This window comes from Streptomyces sp. TOM-9, from assembly GCF_056858595.1.
In genome coordinates this window covers 3,938,456-3,964,467 of sequence record NZ_JBXEQB010000001.1, presented here as the reverse complement: position 1 = coordinate 3,964,467, position 26,012 = coordinate 3,938,456, and the positions used below count along the sequence as shown (strand labels likewise).

The window sequence follows — 26,012 nt, the reverse complement described above, 5'->3', positions numbered from 1 at the left end:
GGGACCCGGGACGGTCCCGGCCTCCGTTGCACGCGTACCTCCGGCGGAGCGAGGCAGAGCCATGCAAGTGCGACACCCAGACGTCCTCCCCTTGGCGGGCTTCACGGTCGGCGTCACAGCGGCCCGCCGCGCCGACGAGCTGTGCGCCCTGCTCGAACGGCGCGGCGCCGTCGTGATGCGGGCCCCCGCGCTGCGGATCGTCCCGCTGCCGGACGACACCGAACTGCTCGCCGCGACCAAGCGGTTGCTCGACCGCGGTCCCGACGTGGTGGTGGCCACCACGGCGATCGGCTTCCGCGGCTGGATCGAGGCCGCCGACGGCTGGGGGCTCGGCGAGCCCCTGCTGGAACGGCTGCGCCACGTCGAACTGCTCGCCCGCGGCCCCAAGGTGCGCGGTGCGATCCGCGCGGCCGGGCTCAGGGAGTCCTGGTCGCCGGCGTCCGAGTCGATGGCGGAGGTCCTCGACCGCCTGCTGGACGAGGGTGTCGACGGCCGGCGCGTCGCCGTCCAGCTGCACGGGGAGCCGGTGCCCGGCTTCAGCGAGGCACTGCGCGCGGCCGGCGCGGAGGTCGTGGGCGTACCCGTCTACCGCTGGATGCCGCCGGAGGACCTGGGCCCGGTCGACCGGCTCATCGACGCGGCCGTCGCCCGCGGACTGGACGCGGTCGCCTTCACCAGCGCCCCCGCGGCGGCCTCCCTGCTGGACCGGGCCGACCGCCGGGGCCTGCGCGGCGAACTCCTCGACGCCCTGCGCCACGACATCCTCCCGGCCTGCGTGGGCCCCGTCACGGCGCTGCCCCTGCAGGCCCACGAGGTGCCCACCGCCCAGCCCGAACGCTTCCGCCTCGGGCCGCTGGTCCAACTGCTCGCCGCAGAGCTCCCGGGGCGGGTGCGTCCCCTCCCCGTCGCCGGACGGCGCCTGGAGATCCGCGGCCACGCGGTCGTCGTCGACGGCGAGCTGCGCCCCGTCCCCCCGGCCGGGATGGCCCTGCTCCGCGCCCTCGCCCGGCGCCCCGGGTGGGTCGTCTCCCGGGCCGACCTGCTCCGGGTGCTGCCGGGGGCGGGGCGCGACGAGCACGCCGTCGAGACGGCGATGGCGCGGTTGCGGGCGGCGCTGGGGGTGCCGAAGCTCATCCAGACGGTGGTCAAGCGGGGGTACCGGCTTGCGCTGGATCCGGCGGCCGATGCCAAGTACGCCTCCGCGTGACCCGGGGTCGTGGGTGCGGCCTGTTGTTCGTGTGCGGGTTGTCTGCGCCTGCGGCGGGCATCCCCCGCCCTCCCGCCCGATTGCCCGGCGCGGTCAGTGCGGGCCTGCGCTCCGTTGGGTTGGGGTCGGGGCCGCGCCGGCGCACTCCCCCAGCCTTCGGCCGGGGGGACCCCCACAGCGCTCGCGGTTTACGTCCACGTCGTTGCGTACCTGGTTCGCCGCTCGTCTCCCCCAGCCTTCGGCCGGGGGACCCCCATGGGCGCACCCCGCCACACCCCCTCCGGTCGTATGGGCGACTGACGGCCGGACGAGGTGGGGGTTGTGGGAAGTCGTTCCGCAAGGCATGGGGGTCCCCCCAGCCTCCGGCGAGCGGCCGACCCGCAACCAGGTGACTGCGCCGGATGGGGGCCCGGCCGAAGGCCTGGGGGCGGGCGGGGGAGAAACCCCAACGGCAACCACGACGCACCCGCACGGGGCGGCGCGGGGTACCCCGGACGCTTCGGGGGGCACTTGCCGAGTGGGCGGGAAACGCCTGGTTGGCGTACGGTGACAGGCTGCCCCGTACGCCGGGGCGGCGCGCGCGGCGCGTGACGTACGGAAGTGGAAGAAGGGGGTCCTGCGTGGCAGCGGTCCGGGACACGGAGATCGCAGTCGAGCAGACGCATCTGGACCGGGTGTACGACCGGCTCGAGGAGAAGATCCACGAGGCGGAGTTCCTCATGGACGACGCCGTCAAGCGCGGCCAGGTCGGCACGCCGGGCGCGCTGGCGGAGCGCGACGCCCAGGTGTTCCGGGCGGGGCTGCACCTGAACCGCCTGAACGCGGAGTTCGAGGACTTCCTCTTCGGCCGGATCGACCTGCTGCTGGGCAAGGACGGCAAGAAGGGCCCGGACGGTGCGTACACCTCCGTGGAGCCCGCCGATGACGCGATCCGGCCCGACGGGACGGCGGAGGTCGCCGAGACCCTGCACATCGGCCGGCTGGGCGTGCTGGACGCGGACTACGCGCCGCTGGTGATCGACTGGCGGGCGCCCGCGGCGGCGCCGTTCTACCGGGCGACGCCGGTCGCGCCCGGCAGGGTCGTGCGGCGGCGCGTCATCCGCTCCAAGGGCCGCAAGGTGCTGGGCGTCGAGGACGACCTGCTGCGCCCGGAGCTGAGGACGGGGCTGCCGGTGGTGGGCGACGGCGCGCTGATGGCCGCGCTGGGCCAGGCGCGCAGCCACACGATGCGGGACATCGTCTCCAGCATCCAGGCGGAGCAGGACGTGGTGATCAGGGCCCCCGCAGCCTCCGTCACGGAGGTGACCGGCGGGCCCGGCACGGGGAAGACGGCCGTGGCCCTGCACCGGGCGGCGTACCTGCTGTACCAGGACCGGCGCCGGTACGCGGGCGGGATCCTGGTGGTCAGCCCGACGCCGCTGCTGGTGGCGTACACCGAGGGCGTGCTGCCCTCGCTGGGCGAGGAGGGGCAGGTCGCGATCCGCGCTGTGGGCTCGCTCGTGGACGGTGCCGAGGCGACCACGTACGACGATCCGGCGGTCGCCCGGATCAAGGGCTCGCTGCGGATGCTGAGGGTGCTGCGCAAGGCGGCCCGGGGCGTGCTGGAGCACGGGTCCGGGCAGGGGCGGTGCCCGGACCGGCTGCGGGTGGTGGCGTTCGGGCGGCGGCTGGAGCTGGACGCCGAGGAGCTGTCCGGGATCCGGCACGCCGTGCTGAGCGGCACGGCGCCGGTGAACCTGCTGCGGCCCCGGGCCCGCCGTCTGCTGCTGGACGCGCTGTGGCGCAAGGCCGGGCGCCGGTTCGAGGACCCGGAGCTGGCCGCCGAGGAGCGGCAGGGCTTCGACGAGGACGTCTCCACCGAGCAGGAGTTCGTGGACTTCCTGGCCGCCTGGTGGCCGGTGCTGACCCCGCGCGGGGTGCTGGCGGCGCTCTCCGACGAGAAGCGGCTGGGACGCTGGGCGCGGCGGGTCCTGACGCCGCCCGAGGTGCGCCGGGTGGCGCGCTCGCTGCGCCGGCTGGACCTCGCGGGCAACGGGGCGCTGTCCGTGCACGACGTCGCGATGCTGGACGAGCTGGAGGCCTTGCTGGGCCCGCCGCCGAAGGTGCGCACCCGGGAGGCGGACCCGCTGGACCAGCTGACCGGTCTGGAGGAGGTCACCACCTTCGCCGACCGGATGGCGGCCGGGCGGCGCAGCCGGCAGGACCGGCTGGACGCGGAGCGCACGGAGTACGCGCACGTGATCGTCGACGAGGCGCAGGACCTCACCCCGATGCAGTGGCGCATGGTGGGCCGCCGGGGCCGTGCCGCGACCTGGACGGTGGTCGGCGACCCCGCGCAGAGTTCGTGGACCGACCCGGACGAGGCGGCCCTGGCCCGTGACGAGGCCCTGGGGACGCGTCCGCGCCGCCGTTTCACCCTCACCGTGAACTACCGCAACCCGGCCGAGATCGCGGACCTGGCGGCGAAGGTGCTGGCGCTGGCCATGCCGGGCAGCGAGTCGCCGCGCGCGGTGCGTTCGACGGGGCTGGTGCCCCGGTTCGCGGTGACCGCCGACGGCGGCACGGGCGAGGCGGTGCGCGCGGAGGCGGAGCGGCTGCTGGACGAGGTCGAGGGCACGGTGGGCGTGGTCGTGGCCATGGGCCGCCGTGAGGAGGCCCGGGGCTGGCTGGCGGGGCTGGGCGAGCGCGTCGTGGCGCTGGGCAGCCTGGAGGCCAAGGGGCTGGAGTACGACGCGACGCTGGTCGTCTCGCCCGCGGAGATCGCAGACGAGTCCCCGGCGGGGCTGCGGGTGCTGTACGTGGCGCTGACCCGGGCCACGCAGCGGCTGACGGTGCTCTCCGGCGCCCGCGACCTGCCGGACGGCGCCGGCGTCCCGGACCTGCTGCGGGACTGAACCGTCCTCATGACGACGGCGGGGCGCCCCTCTCGGAGGGGCGCCCCGCCGGACGCATGTGACACCGACCCGCCATGCTCGCCTCGCGGCAAGTGGGCGCTCGAAGCGCCTATGGTTGGGCCCGGGGGCTTGGATCGAGCCGGTGCCTCACCCAGGCTAACAAACGATCCGGGATTGTCATTCCGTCCGTGTGCGCCGTTCCGGTGGCGGGTGGGGGAACATTAAGCACACAAGCTTCCGTTGACCCCCCTCGCTACTCGACATTCTGTTGTGGGGCCCCCGGGTTTACGCGTACCCACCAGTAGGTGGCAGCATCGAGGGCGCACAACCAGCGACAGCGGAGGAACAGCGGCCATGGCAACGGCGCCGAGCGTCTCGTACTCAATCACGGTGCGGCTGGAGGTACCCGCGAGCGGATCCGCGGTCAGCCAGCTCACCACGGCCGTGGAAGCCTCTGGTGGCGCAGTCCACGGCCTCGACGTGACCGCTTCCGGCCACGAGAAGCTGCGGATCGACGTGACCATCGCGGCCACCTCGACGGCCCACGCGGACGAGATCGTCGCCAAGCTGGCGCAGATCGAGGGCGTCGCGATCGGCAAGGTCTCCGACCGCACGTTCCTGATGCACCTCGGCGGCAAGATCGAGATGGCGTCGAAGCACCCCATCCGCAACCGTGACGACCTCTCCATGGTCTACACCCCCGGTGTGGCCCGGGTCTGCATGGCGATCGCCAAGAACCCCGAGGACGCCCGCCGGCTGACCATCAAGCGCAACAGCGTCGCGGTGGTCACCGACGGCTCGGCCGTGCTGGGCCTGGGCAACATCGGGCCGAAGGCCGCGCTGCCGGTCATGGAGGGCAAGGCGGCCCTGTTCAAGCGCTTCGCGGGCATCGACGCCTGGCCGATCTGCCTGGACACCCAGGACACCGACGCGATCGTGGAGATCGTCAAGGCGATCGCCCCCGGCTTCGCCGGCATCAACCTGGAGGACATCTCGGCGCCCCGCTGCTTCGAGATCGAGGCCCGGCTGCGCGAGGCCCTGGACATCCCGGTCTTCCACGACGACCAGCACGGCACCGCCATCGTGGTGCTCGCGGCGCTGACCAACGCGCTGCGCGTGGTCGGCAAGCAGATCGGCGACGTACGGGTCGTCATGTCGGGTGCGGGCGCCGCCGGCACGGCCATCCTCAAGCTGCTGCTCGCGGCGGGCGTCAAGCACGCCGTCGTGGCGGACATCCACGGCGTCGTGCACAGCGGCCGGGAGGACCTGGTCGCCGCCGGCCCCGGGACGGCGCTGCGCTGGATCGCCGACAACACCAACCCGGAGGAGATCACCGGGACCCTGAAGGAGGCCGTGCGCGGCGCGGACGTCTTCATCGGCGTCTCCGCCCCCAACGTCCTGGACGGCGGGGACGTCGCGGCCATGGCCGACGGCGCCATCGTCTTCGCCCTGGCCAACCCCGACCCCGAGGTGGACCCGGCGGTCGCCCGGGAGACCGCCTCGGTGGTCGCCACGGGCCGCAGCGACTTCCCGAACCAGATCAACAACGTGCTGGTCTTCCCGGGCGTCTTCCGCGGCCTGCTGGACGCCCAGAGCCGCACGGTGAACACCGAGATGATGCTCGCGGCGGCGACCGCCCTCGCGGACGTCGTCACCGAGGACGAGCTCAACCCGAACTACATCATCCCGAGCGTCTTCAACGACAAGGTCGCGGGCGCCGTCGCCGGTGCCGTCCGCGAGGCCGCCAAGTCGCAGGGCCTCACCGCGACGCCGTAACGACGGAGCGTCATCGAGCCGCACACGTCCCGCTTTTTGTGTGACTCTCCCGGGTGCCGGATTGGCGTTTCCCCCAGAAATAGGGGCAGGATGCGTACCTGGGCGGTGAGGGCCGCACCGCAGAAGCGCGATGAGCGTCTTCACAATGCGTCTTCCCCGACGGTCGACGTTGGGGGTTTCCATGCAAGGAGTACTTAGATGAACCGCAGTGAGCTGGTGGCCGCGCTGTCCGAGCGCGCCGAGGTGACCCGCAAGGACGCCGACGCCGTTCTGGCCGCGTTCGCCGAGGTCGTCGGCGAGATCGTCGCCAAGGGCGACGAGAAGGTCACCATCCCCGGCTTCCTCACCTTCGAGCGCAGCCACCGCGCCGCGCGCACCGCGCGCAACCCGCAGACCGGTGACCCGATCCAGATCCCGGCCGGCTACAGCGTGAAGGTCTCCGCGGGCTCGAAGCTCAAGGAAGCCGCCAAGGGCAAGTAGTTCCGCGCCTACCGCGACAACCGAAAGGGCGGCCTCCCCGCGGGGAGGCCGCCCTTCGTGTGTTCCGGGCGGTGGGCCGGGCGCCGGGTCAGTCCGCGGCGGGCAGCTCGACCTTCGCGCCGAGCTTCTCCAGCTTGCCCATGAAGTTCTCGTAGCCGCGGTTGATCAGGTCGATGCCGTGCACCCGGGAGGTGCCCTGCGCCGCCAGGGCCGCGATGAGGTACGAGAAGCCGCCTCGCAGGTCGGGGATGACCAGGTCGGCGCCCTGCAGCCGGGTGGGGCCGCTGACGACCGCGGAGTGCAGGAAGTTGCGCTGTCCGAAGCGGCAGGGGGTGCCGCCCAGGCACTCGCGGTAGAGCTGGATGTGGGCGCCCATCTGGTTGAGCGCCGAGGTGAAGCCCAGCCGGGACTCGTACACCGTCTCGTGGACGATGGACAGGCCCGAGGCCTGCGTGAGGGCCACGACCAGGGGCTGCTGCCAGTCGGTCTGGAAGCCGGGGTGGACGTCGGTCTCCAGGGCGATGGCGTTCAGCGGGCCGCCGGGGTGCCAGAAGCGGATGCCGTGGTCGTCGACCTCGAAGGCCCCGCCCACCTTGCGGAAGACGTTGAGGAAGGTCATCATCTCGCGCTGGCTGGCGCCGCGGACGTAGACGTTGCCCTCGGTGGCCAGGGCCGCGCAGGCCCAGGAGGCGGCCTCCAGGCGGTCCGGGAGGGCGCGGTGGTTGTAGCCGCCGAGCTTGTCCACGCCGGTGATGTGGATGGTCCGGTTGGTGCCCATCGTGATGATGGCGCCCATCTTCTGCAGGACGCAGATGAGGTCCTCGATCTCCGGCTCGATCGCGGCGTTGCTCAGCTCGGTGACGCCCTCGGCCAGGACGGCCGTCAGCAGCACCTGCTCGGTCGCGCCGACCGACGGGTACGGGAGCTCGATCTTGCAGCCGCGCAGCCGCTGCGGGGCCTCCAGGTACTGGCCCTCGGGGCGCTTCTCGATGACGGCGCCGAACTTGCGCAGCACGTCGAAGTGGAAGTCGATCGGCCGGCCGCCGATGTCGCAGCCGCCCAGGCCCGGGATGAAGGCGTGGCCGAGGCGGTGCAGCAGGGGGCCGCAGAACAGGATCGGGATCCGCGAGGAGCCCGCGTGCGCGTCGATGTCGGCGACGTTCGCGCTCTCCACCTTGGACGGGTCGAGCACCAGTTCCCCGGGCTCCTCACCGGCCTGCACCGTCACCCCGTGCAGCTGGAGCAGGCCCCGCACCACGCGCACGTCGCGGATGTCGGGCACGTTGCGCAGCCGGCTGGGTTCGCTGCCCAGCAGCGCGGCCACCATCGCCTTCGGCACGAGGTTCTTCGCGCCGCGGACATGGATCTCCCCCTCGAGGGGGGTGCCGCCGTGGACGAGCAGTACGTCGTTAAGGCCGGTCATTGCTCTCGCGTTCCTGGAGACGGGCAGAAAGGAAGCTAGGTCCCCGCAGGCACCAAGGGGAAATGGTAATCGGCCTTCCGGCGCCGGGGAGAGGCCTGTGAGGTCCCACTCATGTAATGGCTTCGCTACAGCACCCTGTGCGGTCGCGCGCCTCCGGAGGGTCGCCGGCGGGGCGCCCCGTGCGCCGGGCCCGGTCCGGAAAGGGCGCCGTTGCCACCCCGCGCGGCGGCGGAATGCGGGATCATGTTGACCATGACCGAAGTGTCATCGCTCACCGGCAGACTGCTCGTCGCGACGCCCGCGCTCGCGGACCCGAACTTCGACCGGGCGGTGGTGCTCCTCCTCGACCACGACGAGGAGGGGTCCCTCGGCGTCGTCCTCAACCGCCCCACGCCCGTCGGGGTCGGCGACGTCCTGGAGACCTGGGCCGGTCTGGCGGGCGCGCCCCCGGTCGTCTTCCAGGGAGGGCCGGTCTCGCTGGACTCCGCGCTGGGCCTGGCCGTGGTGCCCGGGGAGCCGCGGGACGGCGAGGACGGGGAGCCGCTCGGCTGGCGCCGGGTGTACGGCGCGATCGGCCTGGTCGACCTGGAGGCGCCGCCGGAGCTCCTCGCGGCCGAGCTGGGTTCCCTGCGTATCTTCGCCGGGTACGCCGGATGGGGGCCCGGACAGCTGGAGGACGAGCTCGTCGAGGGCGCCTGGTACGTGGTGGAGTCCGAACCGGGGGACGTCTTCTCCCCGGACCCCGAGCAGCTGTGGCGCTCCGTGCTGCGCAGGCAGCGCAGCGAACTCGCGATGGTCGCGACGTATCCGGACGATCCGTCTCTGAATTAGGCTTGCGTGCCATGAGCACTCTCGAGCCCGAGCGCGGGGCGGGCACCGGCACCCTCGTCGAACCGACCCCGCAGGTGTCGAACGGCGATGGCGACCACGAGCGCTTCGCGCACTACGTTCAGAAGGACAAGATCATGGAGAGCGCGCTCTCCGGATCGCCGGTGGTCGCGCTCTGCGGCAAGGTCTGGGTGCCCGGCCGGGACCCCAAGAAGTACCCGGTCTGCCCGATGTGCAAGGAGATCTTCGAATCCATGCCCACCGGTGGCGGGGACAAGGACAAGGACAAGAGCGGCAAGTAGCGGCCGCCACGGCACCCGGCAGGTACGGCCGCGGCACGGCGGCCGTACTTCGCGCGTTCGGGGGGACATGGCGCAGGACGACGCCGTCACGGCGGACCGGGTCTTCGGGCTGTGCGAGCGGGGGCGCTTCGAGATGGCGCACTCGCTCGTCGACGACGCCTTCGTCGCCCGCAACGGCAGCTTCGGCTACCTCGTACGGGCCAGGGTCTTCGCGTACGAGCGGCGGGCCGACCGGGCCCGGGAGGCCGTCGACTGGGCGCTGGCGCACGCGGAGCGCGGCGACCCCGACCCGCCGCTGCTGGCCGGGCTCGTCCTGCTGATGCTCGGCGACGCGCACGCCGCCCTCGGGCTCGGGAGGCGGGTCGTCGCCGCCGACCCCCGCGAATGGCGTGCCCAGGTGCTGGTGGCCGACTCCTGCCGGATGCTCTCCCGTGGCCCCGAGGCGGTCGCCGCCGCCCGGCGGGCGGTCCTGATCGCGCCCCGCGAGGCCGAGGCCCAGGTCGCGCTCGCACGGGCGCTGGACCTCTCCGTCCGCCCCGCCGCCCAGGCCGAACGCCGCACCGTGGTGGCCCGCGCCCTGGAGCTCGGTGCCGCGCCCGCGGACGTGGCGGGGCGGCGCCGGTGGCCGCGGCTCGTGCCCGTGCTGCTGGTGGCCGCGCTGGTGCTGTTCGCCGAACCGGAGGTGCTGGCCGGCGGGGTGGGCGTGCTGGCGGCGCTGGCGGGCGCGCTGTGGCTGCTGCAGGCCCGTCGTTCCGGCAGCACCGGCCTGGGGCGGTTGCAGACCGTACGTGCTTTGGCCCGCGCCGAGTTGAACGGGGACCCGGCCCGCGCCCGGGCCGTGGCCCTGACCGTGGCGGCCCACCTGGCCGTGCTGCCCATCGCCGCCACCGGCCTGGCGGCGGCCGCCGCAGCCGACGGCACCCCGTGGCCGCTTCCGGCCGTCCTGGGCGTCGCGGCGGGCGCCGTGGTGGTGCTGCTGGGGGCCGCCCGCGCGGTGCGCTGGTGGTACGGCGACACCTTCCTGCAGCGCGACGTGCTGCCCAGCCGGCACGTCGTCCTCCAACTGACCGCCGTCGTCGCCCTCATCGGCACCGTCGTGGCCCTCTCCGTGGCGCAGGCGACCTCCGCGGCGCTGTGGTCCGCGGTGACCGTGAGCCACCTCCTGTGGTGCGTCGTCGGCATGCTGATCCCCGTCCTCGCGCTGAACCGGGACCGCCGGGCCCGCGGCTGACGGCTCCCCGCGTCCGGCCGGAGCGGGCCGGGAATCGGCGATTGGTCTATTCCAGTTGCCGCGGGCGCGGCAGGATGGGCGCCATGGACCTCATCCCGGCGCCCGTCGAGGCGCACCGGCACGCCGACGGCGGTCACGTCGACCTGGGCCCCGGCACCACCCTGGACGCCGGCCCCGGCACGGAAGGGACCGCGCACTGGCTGCGCGCCACGGTCGGCGCCGCCACCGGGCTCCCGCTGCCGCCGCCGCCCGCGGGCACGCCCGGCACCATCACGCTCCGCCTCGACCCCGACGTGACCGGGCGCCTCGGCGCGGAGGGCCACCGCCTGACGGTGTCCGCCGGGGACGGCGTCCGCATCGCCGGCGGGGGAGCGGCGGGGGTGTTCTGGGGCGCCCAGACCGTACGGCAGCTGCTCGGGGCCGACGCCTTCCGCCGCGCGCCGCTGCCGGGGCGCGACTGGCGCCTGCCGCACTGCACGGTCGAGGACGCCCCGCGGTTCGCGTGGCGCGGCGTACTGCTGGACGTGGCACGGCACTTCATGCCCAAGGACGTCGTCCTGCGCTACGTCGACCTGCTGGCAGCGCACAAGCTGAACGTGCTCCACCTGCACCTGACCGACGACCAGGGCTGGCGGGTGGAGATCCGCCGCCACCCGCGCCTGACCGAGGTCGGTGCCTGGCGCGGCCGGACCAAGGTGGGGCTGCGGGAGTCCCCGTTGTGGGACGAACGCCCGCACGGCGGTTACTACACGCAGGACGACCTCCGCGAGATCGTGGCGTACGCGGCCGAGCGGCACGTGACGGTCGTGCCGGAGATCGACGTCCCCGGCCACTCGCAGGCCGCCATCGCCGCCTACCCGGAACTCGGCAACACCGACGTGGTGGACACCGGCGCCCTGCCGGTGCTGACCAGTTGGGGCATCAACCCGAACGTGCTGGCGCCCACCGAGGCCACCGTGCGCTTCTACGAGGACGTGCTCACCGAGCTCCTGGAGGTCTTCCCCTCGGAGTTCGTCCACATCGGCGGCGACGAGTGCCCCAAGGACCAGTGGCGCGCCTCCGCCACCGTCCAGGCCCGCATCAAGGAGCTGGGGCTGCGCGACGAGGACGAGTTGCAGAGCTGGTTCGTCCGGCACTTCGACACCTGGCTGAGCGCGCGCGGCCGCCGGCTGATCGGCTGGGACGAGATCCTGGAGGGCGGACTGGCCGAGGGCGCCGCCGTCTCCTCCTGGCGCGGCTACGCGGGCGGGATCGCGGCGGCCCGGGCCGGCCACGACGTCGTGATGTGCCCGGAGAGCCAGGTCTACCTGGACTGGCGGCAGTCGGACGGCGAGGACGAGCCGGTGCCCATCGCGCACGTCCGCACCCTGGAGGACGTCTACCGCTTCGAGCCCGTCCCGGACGGCCTCACCGCCGGGGAGGCCGCCCACGTCATCGGCGCGCAGGCCAACATCTGGACGGAGACGATGGATTCGGTCCGCGCGGTGGACTACATGGCCTTCCCGCGGCTCGCCGCCTTCGCCGAGACGGTCTGGAGCCGGCTGCCCCGGCCCGCCGCCCGCGACCACGAGGGCTTCGCCGCGCGAATGACCACCCACTACGGGCGACTTGACGCACTGGGGGTCGAATACCGTCCGCCGGGCGGTCCGCTGCCGTGGCAGCGGCGTCCGGGCGTCATCGGACGCCCGATCGAGGGGCCGCCCCCGATCGTGTGAGGCCTGCCACAACCCGGGGCCGGTCGACGCGGGAAATGGCAAGGTGGTCTGGCCAATCACGGCAAGGCGCATGAAGGAGGCCATTCCCGTCGCAACCTGGAGAAAGACGCATACCGGACGGGGTGCCATCCGGAAGGCGGGTTCTCCTTTGCGACCCTCGCGTTGATCACCCCGGAAGATGTGCCAGAGTTGCCACGTCCGGGCTGTCAGCACGTACCGTACGGCTACCGCACCGCGGACAGCCGGGGAAGGGGCAGCTGCGTGAGCACGTACGCACGGCAGGCAGCGCGCAATGTGGCGTTGCCGACCTCGCTCGACGAGGCCGTGGCGGCCTTGGCCGCCACGCCCACAGCCGTGCCCGTCGCCGGAGGCACCGACCTCATGGCGGCCGTGAACTCCGGGCTGCTGCGCCCCGCGGGACTGGTCGGGCTCGGGCGGATCAGCGAGATCCGCGGGTGGCAGTACGCGGACGGCGCGGCGCTGCTCGGCGCCGGCCTCACCCACGCCCGCATGGGCCGCCCGGACTTCGCCGCGCTCATCCCCGCCCTGGCCGCCGCCGCCCGCGCCGCCGGACCCCCGCAGATCCGCAACGCGGGCACGCTCGGCGGCAACATCGCCGGCGCCGCCCCCACCGGCGACTCGCTGCCCGTGCTGGCCGCCCTGGAGGCTTCCGTCCTCGTCGCCGGCCCGGACGGCAACCGCGAGCTGCCGGTCAGCCACCTGCTCACCGCCATGGACCCGCTGCGGCCGGGCGAGGTCCTGGCGTACGTCCGGGTCCCGCTGCTGCACGCGCCGCAGACGTTCCTCAAGGCCACCGGCCGCACCGGGCCGGGCCGCGCCATCGCGTCCGTCGCCGTCGTCCTCGACCCCGCCCGCCGGGGCGTACGCTGCGCGGTGGGAGCTGTCGCACCGGTGCCGCTGCGGCCGCTCGAGGCCGAACGCTGGGTCGCCGGGCTGATCGACTGGGACGGCGAGCGGACGCTGGCACCGGAGGCCCTCACGGCCTTCGGCGAGTACGTCGCCGCCGCCTGCATCCCCGACCCCCTGCCGGCCCCGGACGGCACCACGGCCCCCGAACTGCCCCCCGCGGCCGTCCAGCTGCGGCGTACGGTGGCCGCACTGGCCCGCCGCGCGCTGGGGAGGGCACTGGCATGAGTGACGACGTGTACGACGACAGGACACCGGACGGGCGCATGACCGACCAGCCGCAGGCGGGGTCCCCCCTGCCGCACGGCGGGGGATTCACCCCTGGGCACGGGGTGTGGGAGCCCCTGCCCCACGGCGAGTACGACGCCGACCAGACCATGCAGGTGTCCTTCGCGGCGCAGCTGTCCATGACCGAGCCCGGAGCCGACCCGCTCGCCGCCCCGGGCCACGGCTACGCGCCCGAGCCGACCGGCGTGCCGATAACGGTCGCCCCCGCGGAGGCGCCCGGCGGCCCGGCCGCCGGCGAGGACGCGGCCACCACGTGGGCGATCCCCGTCGTGCGCGAGGACGCCACCGCCGACGACTCCGGCGAGTACTCGGTGGGCGCCTTCGTGCCCACCCCCGACCCGTCGCGGCCCTGGACCGCCCCCGCCGCCCCGCACGCGCCTCCGCTGCCGCGCCCCGGCGTCGCAGCGGACGGCGGCTGGGCGCTCCCCGCGGACGCCACGGGCCAGTGGACGCTGCCCCTCACCCCGGACGGCGCCGCCGGCGAGTCCGGTGAGTACGGCTTCCCGCCCGTCTCCGCCCCCGCGCCGGACGGCGCCGCCGAGGAGTTCCGGTCCGAGCCCGCCCCCGGCGAGGACACCGCGCACCCGCAGGAGCCCGCGGCCGACCTCGGCGCGGACCTCGCCGCCGAAGAGCCCCCGGCGGGGGAGGAGGCGGCCGAGGAGCCCGGCGACGGGCCCGACGCCGACGCGCACAGCGAGCACCCGGTGGACTCCTACGTCCTCAACGTCAACGGCACCGACCGGCCCGTCACCGACGCCTGGCTCGGCGAGTCCCTGCTGTACGTGCTGCGCGAGCGCCTCGGCCTCGCCGGTGCCAAGGACGGCTGCGAGCAGGGCGAGTGCGGCGCGTGCTCGGTCAAGGTCGACGGCCGCCTCGTCGCCTCCTGCCTCGTGCCCGCCGCGACCGCCGCGGGCAGCGACATCCGCACCGTCGAGGGGCTGTCCGCCGACGGCGGGCCCTCGGACGTCCAGCGCGCGCTGGCCGAGTGCGGGGCCGTGCAGTGCGGTTTCTGCATCCCCGGCATGGCGATGACCGTGCACGACCTGCTCGAGGGCAACCACAGCCCGACCGAGCTGGAGACCCGGCAGGCCATCAGCGGCAACCTCTGCCGCTGCTCCGGGTACCAGGGCGTCCTGGAGGCCGTGCGCCAGGTCGTGGCCGAGCGCGAGGAGACCGCGGAGGGCGCCGCGGACGACACCGCCGGCGACCCGGCAGACGGCATCCGCGTCCCGCACCCGCGCCCCTCCTCCGGAGGCCCGGCGTGAGCACCCCGGACCTCCTGAACCGGCACCACCTCCCCCCTCGCGGCAGCGAAAGGTACGCGCGATGACGGGCCCCGACGCCGCGACGGCCACCCCGGCCGTGGGCACCCCCGCGACGGTCGCGACCGGCGCCGCCGAACAGCAGTCCCCACCGCAGGGCATCGGCGCGTCCCTGCCCGCCACCGACGGGATGGCCAAGGCCCAGGGGACGTACCCCTACGCCGCCGACCTGTGGGCCGAGGGCCTGCTGTGGGCGGCCGTGCTGCGCTCCCCGCACCCGCACGCCCGCATCCTGTCCATCGACACCTCCGAGGCCGTCGCGCTGCCCGGCGTACGGGCCGTGGTGACCCACGAGGACGTCCCCGGCGACGCGATGCACGGCCGGCGGGTCGCCGACCGTCCGGTCTTCGCCAAGGACACCGTCCGGCACCACGGCGAGGCCATCGCCGCCGTGGCCGCCGACCACCCCGACACCGCCCGGCTGGCCGCCGCCGCCATCCAGGTCGAGTACGAGGTCCTGGAGCCCGTCATCGACCCCGAGCGGGCCTTCTCGGCGCCCCCGCTGCACCCCGACGGCAATCTGATCCGGCACATCCCGCTGCAGTTCGGCGACCCGGACGCGGTCGGCGAGGTCGTCGTCGAGGGCCTGTACCGGGTCGGCCGCCAGGACCCGGCCCCGGTCGGCGCCGAGGCCGGACTCGCCGTGCCCCGCCCCGACGGCGGCGTCGAGCTGTACGTCGCCTCCACCGACCCGCACACCGACCGCGACCTGGCCGCCGCCTGCTTCGGCCTGGAGCAGGACCGCGTCAAGGTCGTCGTCACCGGCGTGCCCGGTGCGATGGGCGACCGCGAGGACTCCGGCGTGCAGATCCCGCTCGGGCTGCTGGCGCTGAAGACCGGCTGCCCGGTGAAGTTCGTGGCCACCCGCGAGGAGTCCTTCCTCAGCCACAGCCACCGCCACCCCACGCTGCTGCGCTACCGCCACCACGCGGACGCCGAGGGACGGCTGGTCAAGGTCGAGGCCCAGGTGCTGCTGGACGCCGGCGCGTACGCCGACACCTCCGCCGACGCCCTGGCCGCGGCCGTCGCCTTCGCCGCCGGCCCCTACGTCGTGCCGCACGTCTTCGTCGAGGGCTGGGCGGTGCGCACCAACAACCCGCCCTCGGGCCACGTCCGGGGCGAGGGGGCGATGCAGGTCTGCGCGGCCTACGAGGGCCAGATGGACAAGCTCGCCGCCAAACTCGGCCTGGACCCGGCCGAGATCCGCATGCGCAACGTCATGGCCACCGGCGACCTGCTGCCCACCGGCCAGACGGTCACCTGCCCGGCGCCCGTCGGCGAACTGCTCAAGGCCGTGCGCGACACCGACCTGCCGCCGCTGCCCATGGACGACGACGAGTCCGAATGGCTGCTCCCCGGCGGCCTGGAGGGCGCCGGCGAGCCGGGCGCGGTGCGCCGCGGCGTGGGCTACGCGCTCGGCATGGTCCACATGCTCGGCGCCGAGGGCACCGACGAGGTCTCCACCGCCACCGTGCGCGTCCACGACGGCGCCGCCACCGTCATCTGCGCCGCCGTCGACACCGGCCAGGGCTTCGCCACCCTCGCCCGGCAGATCGTGCAGGAGGTGCTCGGCGTCGAGGACGTCCGCGTCCTGCCGTCCGACACCGACCAGCCCCCGGCCGGCGCCGCCGCGCGCGGCCGCCACACCTGGGTCTCCGGCGGCGCCGTCGAGCGCGCCGCCAAGATGGTGCGCACCCAGCTGCTGCAGCCGCTCGCCGGGAAGTTCGGCATGTCGGCGGAGCTGCTCTCCATCGCCGACGGCAAGATCACCTCGTACGACGGGGTGCTCTCCACCACCGTCGAGGAGGAGCTGGCCGGCAAGGAGCTGTGGGCCACCGCCCAGTGCCGCCCGCACCCCACCGAGGGGCTCGACGACACCGGCCAGGGCGACGCCTTCGTGGGCCTCGCCTTCTGCGCCGTGCGCGCCGTGGTCGACGTCGACATCGAACTCGGCGCGATCCGGGTCGTGGAGATGGCCGTCGCCCAGGACGTCGGCCGGATCCTCAACCCCGCGCAGCTGTTGGCCCGCATCGAGGCCGGGGTCACCCAGGGCGTCGGCATGGCCCTCATGGAGGACCTCCGCGCGCCGCGCGGCGTCATCAAGCGGCCCAGCCTGACCGGCTATTCGCTGCCCACGGCGCTCGACGCGCCCGCGATCCGCGTGGTCCGGCTCGTCGAGGAACGCGACGTGCTCGCCCCCTTCGGCGCCAAGGCCGCCAGTGCGGTCCCCGTCGTCGTCTCCCCGGCCGCCGTCGCCTCAGCCGTCCGCGCGGCCACCGGCCGCCCGGTCAGCCGGCTGCCCATCCGCCCCCAGCACGCGGTGGCCCGCCCCCTGGGCTGACGCCCCGCCATCCACGATCAAGGGCCCGGTCCGTGCGGACCGGGCCCTTCATGTGGAGGTCGTGGCCGTTCTCGGAGCGGGGTGTGCAGTGGCTCGTGGACGAGTGCGAACCACGGTGTGGGCAAAGTGCCCCGGCCACGCGAGCGACAGCTCACAACACGCTAATTTGGGGCACCCCCAAGGCAGAGGAGAGCCCCGTGGGCAAGGTGGTCATGTACAGCTCGGTGTCGGTGGACGGCTTCGTCGCGGACGAGAATGACCAGCCCGGACCGCTGTTCGACTGGCTGTCCAGCGGTGACGTCCCGTTGGACGAGAGCGGCGTGCTGAAGGTGTCGCAGACGTCCTACGACTACACCCGGCCGTACTGGGACCGGATCGGAGTCACGATCGTCGGCCGCCACGTCTTCGACCTGACGGACGGCTGGGACGGGAAGCCGCCGGGCGGGATCGACCACGTGGTCGTCGTGACGCACCGGCCGGCGCCCGAGGGCTGGGACCCCGAGGCACCGTTTCACTTCGTCGACGGCGTCGGGGCAGCCGTGGCCAAGGCGCAGGAGCTTGCGGGTGACCGCATGGTCGAGGTCGCCGCCGGCGACGTCGGTGGCCAGGTGCTTGCCGCGGGCCTGATCGACGAGGTGCGCATGGACGTCGTACCCGTCGTGTTCGGGTCCGGCAAGCGCTACTTCGGGTCGGTCCACGCGCAGCACCTGTTGGAGGATCCTGACGTGGCGATCCAGGGCAACCGGGTGCTTCACCTGCGCTATCGGGTGCGCCGTTGACCGTTTCCTTTCCCTGGTCAAGGCAGAAGAGGCCGTGGCGGGAATCGAACCCACGTAACTCGATTTGCAGTCGAGCCCCTGAACCACTCGGGCACACGGCCTTGCGTCGTCGACGTGACTCGACCATAGACGCGGCCCCCGGGAAGGGGTCAACGGTTCCCGGGGGCCTGCAACAGGACTGCCACACGCCGTTCACGAACCGCCGGGCGACGCGAGGAACTCCTCCACCACCGGGCGGAACAGCCCGGGTTCGTCCACCCACGGGAAGTGCCCGACGGCGTGCAGCGGACGCAGGCGGGCGTGCGGGAAGCAGGCCGCGACGACCTCGCCCGCGCGCATCCCGGTGATGGCGTCACGGTCGCCGGTGAGGACCAGCACCGGGCAGGTCACCTCGCGCAGCCGGGCCAGGACAGCGAGCCGGGCCGGTTCGTCGATGCCCTGCCAGAAACCGGCGCGGGGGACCGGGTGCAACTGGCCGCCCTCGGCGGCGGCGTGGACGCGCTGGGGCTCGTCCCAGTGGCCGTACGCCATCGGCGCGACCTGCAGAAGCAGCGTACGGACCCGGTCGAGGTCGTCGGCGGTCTCCAGCTCGGCGAGGGCGGCGACCGCCTCCGGCCACCAGGGTTCGCGCACGCGGCTCTCGAAGATCTCGCGGGCGTCGTCGGGCAGCTCGCCCTGCAGCCGGGAGCCCGGGGTGACCAGCACGAGGTGCGTCAGCCGCTCCGGGTAGGCGGCGGCGTACACCTGCGCGGTCGCGGCGGCCGCGTCGTGCGCGAGCAGCGCGAAGCGCTCCAGGCCCAGGTGCGCGCGGAGCGCCTCCAGGTCCTGGGCGAGCCGAGGGAAGGAGTAGGCGAGCGGGTCGCCGGCCGGCGGGCTGCCGCCGGTGCCCCGGCTGTCCGGGACCACCAGGCGCCTGCCCCGGTCCAGGCCGCCCAGGTCGCCCAGGTAGGCGGCGTCCCGCCCCGGGCCGCCGGCGAGCGCGAGCAGTACGGGCCCCTCGCCCCGGTCCTGGTAGGCGAGCTCGGTTCCGTCGTACGAGGTGTAGTGCGGCATGGCCTACGCCTTCCCGGCCCGGGCCCGCTTCTCCCGGCCCTAGGCCGAAAGGCCGACCCGGGTGCCAGGGGCAACGAGCCGGTTGACCCCTTACCCTGTCGTGGTGACCACCGCAGACACCGAGCCGGTATCCGGCCACGCAGGCATGCCCCTCGCCGGGCCGGACACCGGGGCCGACACCGTCCTGGGCAGCCGCTACCGCGCGCTGACCCTCGCGATGGTCTCCGTCGTCCTGCTCATCGCCTTCGAGGCCACCGCCATCGGCACCGCCATGCCCATCGCCGCCCGCGAGCTGGACGGGCTGCCGCTGTACGCGTTCGCCTTCTCCGGCTACTTCACCACCTCGCTCTTCGCGATGGTCGTCAGCGGCCAGTGGTGCGACCGCACCGGGCCGCTGGCGCCGCTCGTCACCGGCATCGGCGCCTTCGCGGCCGGCCTGGTCGTCTCCGGCACCGCCCAGTCCATGTGGCCGTTCGTGCTCGGCCGCGCCGTGCAGGGCATCGGCGGCGGGCTCGTCATCGTCGCCCTGTACGTCGTCGTCGGCCTCGCCTACCCCGAACGCCTGCGGCCCGCGGTGATGGCGGCCTTCGCCGCGTCCTGGGTGCTGCCCTCCATCGTCGGCCCGCTCGTGGCCGGCACGGTCACCGAGCAGTTCGGCTGGCGCTGGGTCTTCCTCGCCATCCCCCTGCTCGTCGTGCTCCCGCTCCTCACCGGCCTGCCCGCGCTGCGCCGCGCCTCCCTCCAGCGGCCCCCGGACGACCGCGCGGCCCCCGACGGCCGCCGGCTGCGCCTCGCGCTCGCCGTCTCCGCCGGCGCCGGGCTGCTCCAGTACGCCGGGCAGGACCTGAGGCCGCTGTCGCTGCTCTTCGCCGTGGCGGGCGCCGCGCTCGTCGTCCCGGCCGCGCTGCGGCTGCTGCCCCGCGGCACCTTCCGCGCGGCCCGCGGACTGCCGTCCGTGGTGCTGCTGCGCGGTGTGGCGTCCGGCACGTTCCTCGGCGCCGAGAGCTTCGTCCCGCTCATGCTCGTCACGCAGCGGCACATGTCCCCGACCCTCGCCGGGCTCTCCCTGGCCAGCGGCGGCGTCACCTGGGGCATCGGCTCCTGGATCCAGGGCCGCCCCCGCCTCGAACCCCACCGCGAACGCCTCGTCGTCCTCGGCATGTTCCTCATGGCCGCCGCGATCGCCGGCGCCGCCCTGCCGCTCCTGGACGCCGCCCCCGCCTGGAGCGCCGCCGCCGCGTGGGGCGTGGGCGGCCTCGGCGCGGGCCTGGTCATCTCGTCCCTGAGCGTCATCCTCTTCAAGCTCTCGCCCCCCTCCGAGGCCGGCGCGAACTCCGCCGCCCTCCAGGTCTCCGACGCGCTCTCCAGCGTCGTCCTGGTCGCCGCCGCGGGCACCGTCTTCGCCGCCCTCGGCGGGGCGGCGGGCGCCTTCACGGCCGTCCTCCTCCCCATGTCCGTCCTCGCCCTCGCGGGCGTCGCCGTCGCGGTCCGCCTCCGCCCGAAAACCGGGTGAGACGGGCGCGCCCGGGGATTACCGTCCCGGTGTGGAAAAGCTGACCCTCGTCTTCACCGACGCCGAGTGGGAGTCCCTGGGCGACCTCGCCGACGCGCACGGCGTGCCCGTCGCGGAGGGCGTGCGCACGGCGGTGCGGGCGTACGAGGCGGCCGAGGCCGCGCGCGTCCGCACCACGGGGGAGGCGTACGCCGCCGCCCACGCGGACCTGCTGCGCAGGCCGGGGGAGTGACGTGAGCGTGCGCCAGCTCACACTCGCCGAGGTCACCGACCTCGCCCGCCTCGCCTGCGGCGGCCAACCGCCCGCGGGCGCGGATGCGGGTGCCCCTTGAGGCCGGTGGTTGCGTGCGGGTGCGTTGCGCCCGCGGGGGGCATCCCCCGCCCTCCCGCCCTCCCCCAGCCTTCGGCCGGGGGGACCCCCATCCGGCGCGGTCAGTGACCGCCTCGCTGCGTTCGTTGTGGGGTCGGTGCCGCGCCGGGGTACGCCCCCAGCCTTCGGCCGGGGGCGTACCCCGCCACACCCCCTTCGGTCGTGTGGGCGACTAACGGCCGGATGGGGTGAGAAGGCGGTCCGGGGTTGCCGGAAGTGCCTTACTTACCCCCACCGGCCGTCAGTCGCCCCAACACACGGGAGGGGGTGTGGCGGGGTGCGCCCATGGGGGTCCCCCCGGCCGAAGGCTGGGGGGAGACGAGCGGCGGACCCGGGCGCCGAACGATGTGGACGTACACCGCGAGCGCTGTGGGGGTCCCCCCGGCCGAAGGCTGGGGGAGGGCGCCGGCGCGGCCCCGACCCCAACCCAACGGAGCGCAGGCCCGCACTGACCGCGCCGGGCCATCGGGAGGGTGGCGGGGAAACCCCCAACCGCAACCACAGCCGCGCCGCACACGACAACGGGCCGCAACCACGAGCCCGCGCCGCGCGCCAGTAGGCTGTGACGGTTGTCGTACCCGACCCGTCACCGGAGACCGTGACTACCACCGCCCCGCACAGCGCAAGCAGCTCGCACTCGCACCACCTGTCGCCCGCCTTCCCCGGCCGCGCCCCCTGGGGCACGGCCGGCAAGCTGCGCGCCTGGCAGCAAGGTGCCCTGGACCGTTACGTCGCGACGCAGCCGCGTGACTTCCTGGCCGTCGCGACGCCCGGCGCAGGCAAGACGACGTTCGCGCTCACCCTGGCTTCGTACCTGCTGCACAACCACCTCGTGCAGCAGATCACCGTCGTCGCCCCCACCGAGCACCTGAAGAAGCAGTGGGCGGAGGCGGCGGCCCGGATAGGCATCAAGCTGGACCCGGAGTACAGCGCGGGGCCGGTCGGCAAGGAGTACCACGGGGTCGCGGTGACCTACGCGGGCGTCGGCGTGCGCCCGATGCTGCACCGCAACCGCTGTGAGCAGCGCAAGACGCTGGTGATCCTGGACGAGATCCACCACGCGGGCGACAGCCGGTCCTGGGGCGAGGCGTGCCTGGAGGCGTTCGAGCCGGCGGCCAGGCGGCTGGCGCTGACCGGGACGCCGTTCCGGTCGGACACGAACCCGATCCCGTTCGTGACGTACGAGGAGGGCAACGACGGCATCCGCCGGTCCTCCGCCGACTACACCTACGGCTACGGCAACGCGCTCGCCGACCACGTCGTGCGCCCTGTGATCTTCCTCTCCTACAGCGGCAACATGCGCTGGCGCACGAAGGCCGGCGACGAGATCTCCGCGCGGCTCGGCGAGCCGATGACCAGGGACGCGATCGGCCAGGCCTGGCGGACCGCGCTGGCGCCGACCGGCGAGTGGATCCCGAACGTGCTGCGCGCCGCCGACCAGCGGCTGACGGAGGTCCGCAAGTCCATCCCGGACGCCGGCGCCCTGGTGATCGCCACCGACCAGGACTCGGCCCGCGCGTACGCCAAGCTGATCCGGGAGATCACCGGGCACAAGGCGACCGTGGTGCTCTCCGACGACACCGGGGCGTCCTCACGGATCGAGGAGTTCAGCGCGAGCGACGACCGCTGGATGGTGGCGGTCCGCATGGTGTCGGAGGGCGTGGACGTCCCGCGGCTGGCCGTCGGGGTCTACGCGACGACGATCTCCACCCCGTTGTTCTTCGCACAGGCGGTGGGCCGCTTCGTGCGGTCGCGCCGGCGCGGCGAGACGGCCTCGGTCTTCCTGCCGACCATCCCCATGCTGCTGGAATTCGCGGGCGAGATGGAGGTGGAGCGGGACCACGCCCTCGACAAGCCCAAGAAGGAGGGCGAGGAGGACCCGTACGCGGAGTCCGAGAAGGAGCTGGAGGAGGCCGAGAAGCAACAGGACGAGGACACCGGCGAGCAGGACATGCTGCCCTTCGAGGCGCTGGAGTCCGACGCCGTCTTCGACCGGGTGCTGTACGACGGCGCCGAGTTCGGCATGCAGGCGCACCCGGGCAGCGAGGAGGAGCAGGACTACCTGGGCATTCCGGGCCTCCTCGAGCCGGACCAGGTGGAGTTGCTGCTGCAGAAGCGGCAGGCCCGGCAGATCGCGCACAGCCGGAAGAAGCCGGACAGCGAGGCGGACCTGCTGGAACTGCCCGCCGAGCGGCGGCCGATCGTCACGCACAAGGAGCTGCTGGAGCTGCGGAAGCGGCTGAACACGATGGTCGCCGCGTACAACCACCAGAGCGGCAAGCCGCACGGCGTCATCCACAACGAGCTGCGCCGGGTGTGCGGCGGACCGCCGAGCGCGGAGGCGACGGCGGGGCAGCTCAACGAACGCATCAAGAAGGTCCAGGAGTGGGCGACGCGGATGCGCTGAGCGGCGGTCGTCCGCTCATCCGCGGTGCCCGCGCCGGGTGCTGATGGTACGTCAGTGGCGCTGTGAATCTTGCGGTGCGAGAGGTGATTCAACGGAAGATTTACGTCGTGCGCCCCCGCTACCCCCGTCACGTGACCGGATTGTGGACGAAGTCTTCCGCTGAGCGGTACGCATCGCTACCGTTCCGGTCACGCAACGCGCCGTGGCAGAGCAGCCTCGGGGCGCCAGCCGGTACCGCCAGACCGGTGGCCTCTCCGCGCTCTGCCGCGGGACCGGCAGTGCTCCCGCCGTGAGAGATGAGCCGCCACTCACACGAGAAGGGGGCGTCGTGACCGCGGAGACCTCTCAGACGCTCGATCGGGGCCTGCGGGTCCTGAAGCTGTTGGCCGACACCGACCACGGACTGACCGTCACGGAGCTGGCGGTGAAGCTGGGCGTCAACCGTACGGTGGTCTACCGCCTCCTGGCCACGCTGGAGCAGCACTCCCTGGTCCGCCGGGACCTCGGCGGCCGCGCCCGGGTCGGGCTCGGCGTGCTGCGGCTGGCGCACCAGGTGCACCCGCTGCTGCGCGAGGCCGCGCTCCCCGCCCTGCGCTCCCTCGCCGAGGACATCGGCGCCACCGCCCACCTCACGCTGGTCGACGGCACCGAGGCGCTGGCCGTGGCCGTCGTCGAGCCGAGCTGGACCGACTACCACGTCGCCTACCGCACCGGTTTCCGGCACTCCCTCGACCGCGGCGCCGCGGGCCGGGCGATCCTCGCCGGACGCAGCGTGCAGCCGTACGAGCCCGATCCACGGTGTTCCGAGGGTCCCGGGTACGTGCTGACCCACGGCGAGCTGGAGGCCGGGGCGAGCGGTGCGGCGGCCCCGCTGGTGGGCGTGCCGGGCATCGAGGGCAGCGTGGGCGTGGTGATGCTCGCCGACGCGATACCCGAACGGGTGGGTCCCCGGGTCGTCGAGGCGGCGCTGGAGGTCGCCGACGCCCTGCGCTAGCGGCCCCGGCGCCCCGGCGCCCCGGGCCCCGGCACGCCGGGCCGCCGCCGTGAACTACATTCACCCCATGCCTTTCGTCTCCGCCCGGAACCGGATCCTCGCCGTCTGCGCCGCGCTCGTGGCCGCGCTGCTGGCGGTGGCCCTGTTCGCGCCGCTGCCGATCTCGATCGTCGTGCCGGGGCTGACGGCCGACGTCCTCGGCGACGACCAGGGCAAGCCGGTGATCACGATCTCCGGGACCGGGACCCGCGACACCTCGGGGCAGCTGCGGATGACGACCATCGGCGCGACGAACCCGGACGCGGCCGTCCGCTTCGGTGACGTCCTCAAGGCCTGGTTCGCCACGGACCAGGCCGTGATGCCGCGCGACGCGGTCTACCCGACCGGCGGCACCGTCAAGGAGATCGAGCGGCACAACCAGGCGGAGATGACCGAGTCCCAGCAGGACGCCACCGCCGCGGCCCTGCGGCAGCTGCGGCTGTCCCCCTCGGACGTCAAGGTCACCCTCCACCTCGCGGACGTCGGCGGGCCCAGCGCGGGGCTGATGTTCAGCCTGGGCATCATCGACAAGATCGAGGGCAACGGCCGCGGCGGCGACCTCACCGGCGGCCGCAGGATCGCCGGTACGGGGACGATCACCGCCGGCGGCAAGGTCGGCCCGGTCGGCGGCGTCCCGCTCAAGGAGCAGGCCGCCCGGCGTGACGGCGCGACCGTCTTCCTCGTCCCGAAGGCCGAGTGCGCCGACGCCAGGGCCGAACTCCCCAAGGGGCTGCGCCTGGTGCCCGTCACCACCCTGGACGGCGCGATCGACGCCCTGGACGCCCTCGACAGCGGCGGCAAGGTCCCCAGCTGTTAGTGCGAGGTCATGTGCCCCGCCGGGTGTCCATGTGGCGCCAGGAGGGGAAGACCAGCGGGCACAGCGTCGCCAGGAAGTACGCCCCGCCGGTCAGCAGCAGCGCGCCGGCCAGGCCGATGCCGTCCACCAGGTAGCCCGCGGCGAGGCCGCCCACGGGGGTGGTGAGCAGCACCCCGGCGCCCAGGGTGCCCAGGGCGCGGGTGCGCAGCTCGTCCGGGATGTTCTCGAAGGTCACCGTCGCCAGGATCGGGTTGAGCGCCCCCGCCGCGATGCCGCCGGCCACCATGGTCACCGCCAGGGCACCCCATCCGGGTACCCACGCGGCGACCAGGAACCGGGGCGCGCCGCACAGCAGGAAGCACACCGTGTAGACCGGCCATCGCGGCAGGCGGTGGCCCACCGCTCCGTACAGCAGCGCACCGGCGAGCGCGCCGGCCCCGAAGAGCCCCGACAACAGGCCGAGTTGGACGGAGCCGCCGAGTTCCCGGTCGGCGTGCACGGGCAGCAGCACCGAACTCCAGCCCGCGTCCAGGCCGTTGGTGACCATGACCATCAAGGTGATGGCGAGCAGCAGCCGGGTGCGGATCAGGAAGGCGTAGCCCTCGCGCAGTTCGGCCCGGTACGTGCGCAGGGAGACCGGTGCCGCGTCCTTGGCGGGTTCGGCGCCGGGCAGTCCGCGGACGCCGAAGGCGATCAGCAGCGCGGAGACGGCGAAGGTCGCCGCGTCCAGCAGCAGCACCGCCTCCGCGCCCAGGACGGCGATGAGCACGCCGCCGGCCGAGGCGCCGAGCATTCGGGCGCCGCGTGAGGCGCCGTCGAAGTAGCCCGCGGCGCGCCCCAGTGGCGTCCCGGCCCGCTCGGCCAGCACGGGCAGCAGGACCTCGCGCGCGGTCTCGCCGGGGGCGTGGAAGAGCCCGCTGACGGCCATCAGCGCGCACAGCTGCCAGAAGCGCAGCACGCCCGCGAAGTGGAGCAGCGGGATCGCCACGACGGCCACCGCGCACACCGCGTCCGACAGGACCGAGGACCTGCGCCGTCCGAAGCGGTCGATGACCGGCCCGCCGACGAGCGCGGAGACCACGACCGGCAGGGTCGCGCAGAAGGCCGCCAGGCCCGCGCGGGCGGCGCTGCCGGTGGTCTGCAGCACGAACCACGGTACGGCGAGCACGGTGAGCGAATTGCCGCTGATCGACACGACGTTGGCGGCCAGCACGAGCCGCAGCGGCCGCGGATCGGGTGCCGGCACAGGCCCGGTGGCCCGCTCGGTGCCGTCGGATATGCCGGTGCCGGTCTCCATGTGTGTCCC

20 protein-coding genes and 1 tRNA gene are annotated in these 26,012 nt (G+C 74.1%); 17 read left to right on the top strand and 4 right to left on the bottom strand.

From position 1 onward, the window contains the following. The first annotated feature begins 61 nt into the window (after positions 1-61). From AC1VWI_RS18470 to AC1VWI_RS18455, 4 genes are all read left to right on the top strand, one after another. Positions 62-1,207 (top strand): uroporphyrinogen-III synthase, encoded by a 1,146-nt coding sequence (locus tag AC1VWI_RS18470; RefSeq protein WP_499512119.1) that lies wholly within the window; start codon positions 62-64, stop codon positions 1,205-1,207. A gap of 620 nt (positions 1,208-1,827) precedes the next feature. Next, the gene (locus AC1VWI_RS18465) at positions 1,828-4,101 is read left to right on the top strand and encodes a UvrD-helicase domain-containing protein (RefSeq protein WP_499512118.1); all 2,274 of its coding nucleotides are present in this window, start codon (positions 1,828-1,830) and stop codon (positions 4,099-4,101) included. A 354-nt stretch (positions 4,102-4,455) separates the two neighbouring features. After that, positions 4,456-5,877, top strand: a complete 1,422-nt coding sequence (locus tag AC1VWI_RS18460) for an NAD-dependent malic enzyme (RefSeq protein WP_499512117.1) — start codon at positions 4,456-4,458, stop codon at positions 5,875-5,877. A gap of 198 nt (positions 5,878-6,075) precedes the next feature. Then, positions 6,076-6,357 carry an HU family DNA-binding protein gene (locus tag AC1VWI_RS18455; protein WP_018564081.1) on the top strand — a complete coding sequence of 94 codons (282 nt, stop codon included), beginning with the start codon at positions 6,076-6,078 and terminating at the stop codon, positions 6,355-6,357. Positions 6,358-6,445: 88 nt separating this feature from the next. On the opposite strand, the gene murA is transcribed toward AC1VWI_RS18455, so the two are convergent. Beyond that, complete coding sequence (gene murA / locus AC1VWI_RS18450; protein ID WP_499512116.1) at positions 6,446-7,780, bottom strand: UDP-N-acetylglucosamine 1-carboxyvinyltransferase; 1,335 nt, start codon at positions 7,778-7,780, stop codon at positions 6,446-6,448. Positions 7,781-8,032: 252 nt separating this feature from the next. Here murA and AC1VWI_RS18445 point away from each other — a divergent pair, with 252 nt between their 5' ends. The 8 genes from AC1VWI_RS18445 (at position 8,033) to AC1VWI_RS18410 (ending at position 17,513) form a co-directional block, all read left to right on the top strand. After that, entirely contained in the window at positions 8,033-8,611 is a 579-nt protein-coding gene (locus tag AC1VWI_RS18445; protein WP_499512115.1) for a YqgE/AlgH family protein, read from the top strand. 11 nt (positions 8,612-8,622) lie between these two features. Then, complete coding sequence (locus AC1VWI_RS18440; protein ID WP_499512114.1) at positions 8,623-8,910, top strand: DUF3039 domain-containing protein; 288 nt, start codon at positions 8,623-8,625, stop codon at positions 8,908-8,910. A 67-nt stretch (positions 8,911-8,977) separates the two neighbouring features. Continuing rightward, on the top strand, positions 8,978-10,141 hold the full coding sequence (locus AC1VWI_RS18435; RefSeq protein ID WP_499512113.1) for a hypothetical protein: 1,164 nt from the start codon (positions 8,978-8,980) through the stop codon (positions 10,139-10,141). A gap of 83 nt (positions 10,142-10,224) precedes the next feature. After that, positions 10,225-11,856, top strand: coding sequence for a beta-N-acetylhexosaminidase (locus AC1VWI_RS18430; protein WP_499512112.1), 1,632 nt, complete (start codon positions 10,225-10,227; stop codon positions 11,854-11,856). 261 nt (positions 11,857-12,117) lie between these two features. Beyond that, a complete protein-coding gene (locus tag AC1VWI_RS18425; RefSeq protein ID WP_499512111.1) occupies positions 12,118-13,011 on the top strand; it encodes an FAD binding domain-containing protein in 894 nt (297 codons plus the stop codon). Further along, the gene (locus AC1VWI_RS18420) at positions 13,008-14,336 is read left to right on the top strand and encodes a (2Fe-2S)-binding protein (RefSeq protein WP_499512110.1); all 1,329 of its coding nucleotides are present in this window, start codon (positions 13,008-13,010) and stop codon (positions 14,334-14,336) included. Before AC1VWI_RS18425 ends, AC1VWI_RS18420 begins: the two co-directional genes overlap by 4 nt. A gap of 61 nt (positions 14,337-14,397) precedes the next feature. Beyond that, entirely contained in the window at positions 14,398-16,734 is a 2,337-nt protein-coding gene (locus AC1VWI_RS18415) for a xanthine dehydrogenase family protein molybdopterin-binding subunit (RefSeq protein WP_499512109.1), read from the top strand. Between the two features lie 197 nt (positions 16,735-16,931). Next, a complete protein-coding gene (locus AC1VWI_RS18410) occupies positions 16,932-17,513 on the top strand; it encodes a dihydrofolate reductase family protein (protein ID WP_499512108.1) in 582 nt (193 codons plus the stop codon). Between the two features lie 29 nt (positions 17,514-17,542). Here the strand turns inward: AC1VWI_RS18410 and AC1VWI_RS18405 are convergent. Together AC1VWI_RS18405 and AC1VWI_RS18400 are read right to left on the bottom strand one after the other, a co-directional pair. Next, positions 17,543-17,614 (bottom strand) — tRNA-Cys (locus AC1VWI_RS18405). A gap of 91 nt (positions 17,615-17,705) precedes the next feature. Beyond that, positions 17,706-18,566, bottom strand: coding sequence for an alpha/beta fold hydrolase (locus AC1VWI_RS18400; protein WP_499512107.1), 861 nt, complete (start codon positions 18,564-18,566; stop codon positions 17,706-17,708). 145 nt (positions 18,567-18,711) lie between these two features. Between AC1VWI_RS18400 and AC1VWI_RS18395 the strand changes: the two genes are divergently transcribed. The 5 genes from AC1VWI_RS18395 to AC1VWI_RS18375 all read left to right on the top strand — a co-directional run bounded on the left by AC1VWI_RS18395 (position 18,712) and on the right by AC1VWI_RS18375 (position 24,706). After that, positions 18,712-20,079, top strand: a complete 1,368-nt coding sequence (locus AC1VWI_RS18395; RefSeq protein ID WP_499516846.1) for an MFS transporter — start codon at positions 18,712-18,714, stop codon at positions 20,077-20,079. Positions 20,080-20,110: 31 nt separating this feature from the next. Beyond that, positions 20,111-20,311 carry a hypothetical protein gene (locus AC1VWI_RS18390; RefSeq protein ID WP_499512106.1) on the top strand — a complete coding sequence of 67 codons (201 nt, stop codon included), beginning with the start codon at positions 20,111-20,113 and terminating at the stop codon, positions 20,309-20,311. 736 nt (positions 20,312-21,047) lie between these two features. Continuing rightward, entirely contained in the window at positions 21,048-22,856 is a 1,809-nt protein-coding gene (locus tag AC1VWI_RS18385; RefSeq protein ID WP_499512105.1) for a DEAD/DEAH box helicase, read from the top strand. Between the two features lie 328 nt (positions 22,857-23,184). Further along, positions 23,185-23,850 (top strand): IclR family transcriptional regulator, encoded by a 666-nt coding sequence (locus AC1VWI_RS18380; RefSeq protein WP_499512104.1) that lies wholly within the window; start codon positions 23,185-23,187, stop codon positions 23,848-23,850. 67 nt (positions 23,851-23,917) lie between these two features. Next, a complete protein-coding gene (locus AC1VWI_RS18375) occupies positions 23,918-24,706 on the top strand; it encodes a S16 family serine protease (protein ID WP_499512103.1) in 789 nt (262 codons plus the stop codon). A gap of 7 nt (positions 24,707-24,713) precedes the next feature. Here AC1VWI_RS18375 and AC1VWI_RS18370 read toward each other — a convergent pair whose 3' ends face one another. Next, positions 24,714-26,003 carry an MFS transporter gene (locus tag AC1VWI_RS18370; RefSeq protein WP_499512102.1) on the bottom strand — a complete coding sequence of 430 codons (1,290 nt, stop codon included), beginning with the start codon at positions 26,001-26,003 and terminating at the stop codon, positions 24,714-24,716. Positions 26,004-26,012 lie beyond the last annotated feature (9 nt).